Below are 588 nucleotides of genomic sequence, written 5' to 3'. Positions count from 1 at the left end.
CGGTGTGGTCGACTTTCACATCAGTGGTGCGGTTATTGAGCACCTCGGTGTCCATGTTTTTCTGCGCATGGAGATACACCTGCTCATTAGCTGTCGCATCGTCGAACTTCAGTTCGTTAAACCCGCTGCCCTTATAGGTTTTTGAGCGCAGGGTCATCTGGGTTTTCGTCCCCGGCAGACTGCCCGGCGAGCGGTTATTTTCATGATACGTACGCCCCATGACGATGGGCTGGTCCGGGTCGCCGTTGAGGAAATCGACTATCACTTCCTGGCCGACACGCGGTATCGCCAGGTGACCGAAGCCGGCACCGGCCCACGCCTGCGACACCCGTATCCAGCACGAGCTGTCTTCTGTTTCACCGTGATAACGGTCCCAGCGGAATTTCACCCGCACCCGCCCGTGTTCGTCGCAGAAAATTTCCTCCCCCGGCGGGCCGGTGACCACCGCACTCTGCGGGCCATCGACCTTTGGTTTCTGCGGGCGATTCGGGCGCCAGGTGCGGTCTCCCGGTATGGCCACAAACCGGTTGGTGAGGGTGGTCCCCTCGCCGCGACTGCCGTGCAGGGCCTGTGGCTGTTCCCCGGTCA

General features: G+C 61.1%; 1 protein-coding gene. It reads right to left on the bottom strand.

Annotated elements, in window-relative coordinates:
- Positions 1-588: type VI secretion system tip protein TssI/VgrG (tssI, locus tag MES37_RS24550; protein WP_237932845.1), on the bottom strand; the 588-nt coding region annotated here is incomplete at both ends.

It is taken from the genome of Buttiauxella sp. S19-1 (assembly GCF_022134725.1).
In the GTDB taxonomy this organism is placed as follows: domain Bacteria; phylum Pseudomonadota; class Gammaproteobacteria; order Enterobacterales; family Enterobacteriaceae; genus Buttiauxella; species Buttiauxella ferragutiae.
The sequence above is the reverse complement of the archived record's forward strand: the minus strand, read 5'-3'. Positions and strand labels throughout refer to the sequence as shown.